The sequence below is a fragment of the Streptomyces sp. NPDC004561 genome (genome assembly GCF_053602155.1).
Genome location: NZ_JBSGDB010000778.1, coordinates 1 through 2,545, shown reverse-complemented (window position 1 = coordinate 2,545; position 2,545 = coordinate 1). Strand labels below are relative to the sequence as shown.

The 2,545-nt window shown below is 72.8% G+C and carries 3 protein-coding genes and 1 pseudogene; all 4 read right to left on the bottom strand.

Features of this window, described 5'->3' with window-relative positions:
- Nucleotides 1–124 (bottom strand): annotated as a pseudogene (locus tag ACWEN3_RS45160) (pyridoxal 5'-phosphate synthase lyase subunit PdxS); the annotation flags it as partial.
- Between the two features lie 124 nt (nucleotides 125–248).
- Nucleotides 249–791: a hypothetical protein gene (locus tag ACWEN3_RS45155; protein ID WP_452984087.1), complete on the bottom strand. Its 543-nt coding sequence runs from the start codon at nucleotides 789–791 to the stop codon at nucleotides 249–251.
- A 38-nt stretch (nucleotides 792–829) separates the two neighbouring features.
- Complete coding sequence (locus ACWEN3_RS45150; protein ID WP_452984085.1) at nucleotides 830–1,993, bottom strand: glycosyltransferase family 4 protein; 1,164 nt, start codon at nucleotides 1,991–1,993, stop codon at nucleotides 830–832.
- The coding region (locus ACWEN3_RS45145) for a phosphatidylinositol mannoside acyltransferase (protein WP_452984083.1) at nucleotides 1,990–2,545 on the bottom strand (556 nt) is incomplete at its 5' end. The genes ACWEN3_RS45145 and ACWEN3_RS45150, both read right to left, overlap by 4 nt.

Sequence of the window (2,545 nt, the reverse complement as noted above, 5' to 3'; positions counted from 1 at the left end):
CGGCGATCTTCGCCTGCTCCGGAGTGACGACGTCCATGATCACGCCGCCCTTGAGCTGCTCGGCCATGCCACGCTTCACACGCGCGGTGCCGGTCTCGGGAGCCTGGTTGTCGATGGTGGACACGGGTGACCTCACTGATGGGGAAGAGGATTTGTGCACTCAAGAGGAAACGTGAGCAGACCAGGCCACAGCAAGGGCCAATGACAAGCCGGTGGATCCTTTTCCCGGGTGGTTCCGCCCCGCTCGCTCAGGCTGCCCGCTCCACCAGGGCCGCCGGCGGCTCGTCGTCCATCTCGAAGGCCAGCGGGAACGGGGCGTGGCCGGCCAGCCGGAACCAGCGGACCTTGCGGTGCTCGCGCAGCCGCCGTGCGGCCCCCACGGCGTCGTTGTGGAAGCGGCGGGCCATCGGGACCCTGCGGACCGCTTCGGCCAGCTCATGGGCCGCCGCCTCGCCTCCTGGGGCCTCCCGTACGGCCTCCACCTGCGCGGATTCCTCGAACACCGCGCGCAGGGCCTGGCTCAGCTCGCTCTCGGCGACCTCCCGCTGCTCCTCCTCGGCCTGCCGGGCCGCGTGCGCGGCCTCGTACAGCACGATCGAGGCCGCCGGGTCCAGCACGCCGGAGGTCGCGAGTTCCTGGGCCACGGACGCCCGCCGCAGCAGCTGCGCGTCGAGCGCGGCCCGGGCGGCGTCCATCCGCACGTGCAGCCGGTCCAGCCGCCCGGCCGTCCAGCTCAGGTACACGCCGATCGCCAGGAGCGCGACGAGGATCCAGATGAGGGTTGCGGTCACGGCGGAAGGCTATCGGCTGCCGGTGCGCGGCCCCCGGGTCACTCCCGGGCCAGCCCGAACCGTGCCCGCAGCCCGGTCGTCCGCTCGTCCGCCCCGACCGCGGCGGCGCCCGCCGTCACCGTCTCGTAGACGGACAGGATGTCCGCGCCGACCGTCGACCAGTCGAACCGCCGCACGTGCGCGCTGCCGTGCTCGCGCAGTTCGGCCCGCCGCGCCGGATCGGCGAGCAGCCGTACGGCCGCCTCGGCCAGCGCGTCGGCGTCCTCGTTGGCGAAGACCTCGCCGGCCTTGCCCTGGTCGAGCACCTGCACGAAGGCGTCGAGGTCGGAGGCGAGCACGGGGGCGCCCGCCGACATGGCCTCGACCAGGATGATGCCGAAGCTCTCGCCGCCGGTGTTGGGCGCGAGGTACAGGTCGACGCTGCGCAGCAGGCGTGCCTTGTCCTCGTCGCTGACCATGCCGAGGAACTCCACGCGGGAGCGCAGTTCCTCGGGCAGGTCCTCGACGGCGGCCTCCTCGTCGCCGCGGCCCACGACCAGCAGCCGCGTCTGCGGCCGGGCGGCCAGGATCTTCGGCAGCGCCCGCATGAGGACGGGTAGGCCCTTGCGGGGCTCGTCGATGCGGCCGATGAAGCCGATGGTGTCGCCCTGCCACTGCGGCCTGGGCTCGGCGTCGGCGAAGAAGTCCACGTCGACCCCGTTGGGGATGACCACCGCGTCCCCGCCGAGGTGCTCGACCAGGGTGCGGCGGGCGTACTCGCTGACCGCGATGCGGGCGCTGATCTTCTCCAGGGCGGCCTGGAGGATCGAGTACGCGGCGATCATCGCGCGCGAGCGCGGGTTGGAGGTGTGGAAGGTCGCGACGATCGGGCCCTGCGCGGCCCAGCAGGTCAGCAGGCCCAGCGAGGGCGAGGTCGGCTCGTGGATGTGGACCACGTCGAAGCGGCCCTCGTGCAACCAGCGCCGCACCCGCGCGGCGGACAGGAAGCCGAAGTTCAGCCGGGCCACCGAGCCGTTGTACGGCACCGGGACCGCGCGGCCGGCCGAGACGACGTACGGCGGCAGCGGGGTGTCGTCGTCGGCGGGCGCGAGCACGGAGACCTCGTGGCCGAGGCGGATGAAGTACTCGGCGAGATCGCGGATGTGGAACTGGACGCCACCGGGCACGTCCCAGGAGTACGGGCAGACGATCCCGATTCTCACGAGGGTCCCTTCGCGGGGTCGAGGTCGGCGAGCCACAGCCGCTGGAGCATGTGCCAGTCCTCCGGGTGATCGGCGATCCCGGTGGCGAAGGCATCGGCCAGCGCCTGTGTCATCACAGACGTCTTCTCGGCCCGGGTACCTGACTCGGGTACCTCCACCGGGGGATGCACCCGGCCCTTCATGACGGGCGAGTCGTCGTACCAGAGGGTGACGGGCAGCAGCAGGGCGCCGGTCTGCTGGGCGAGCAGGGCGGGGCCCGCGGGCATCCGGGCCCGCTCGCCGAAGAAGTCGACCTCGACGCCGGAGGCGGACAGGTCGCGGTCGGCGACCAGGCAGACCAGGCCGCCGTCGCGCAGCCGCCGGGCCAGGGTGCCGAAGGCGGAGCCGCCGCTGTGCGGCAGGACCTCCATGCCGAGGCCCTCGCGGTAGGCGACGAAGCGGTCGTAGAGCGTCTCGGGCTTCAGCCGCTCGGCGACCGTCGTGAAGGGCGTCTCCAGCCTGGTGGTGACCCAGGCCCCGGCCAGGTCCCAGTTGGCCAGGTGCGGCAGGGCG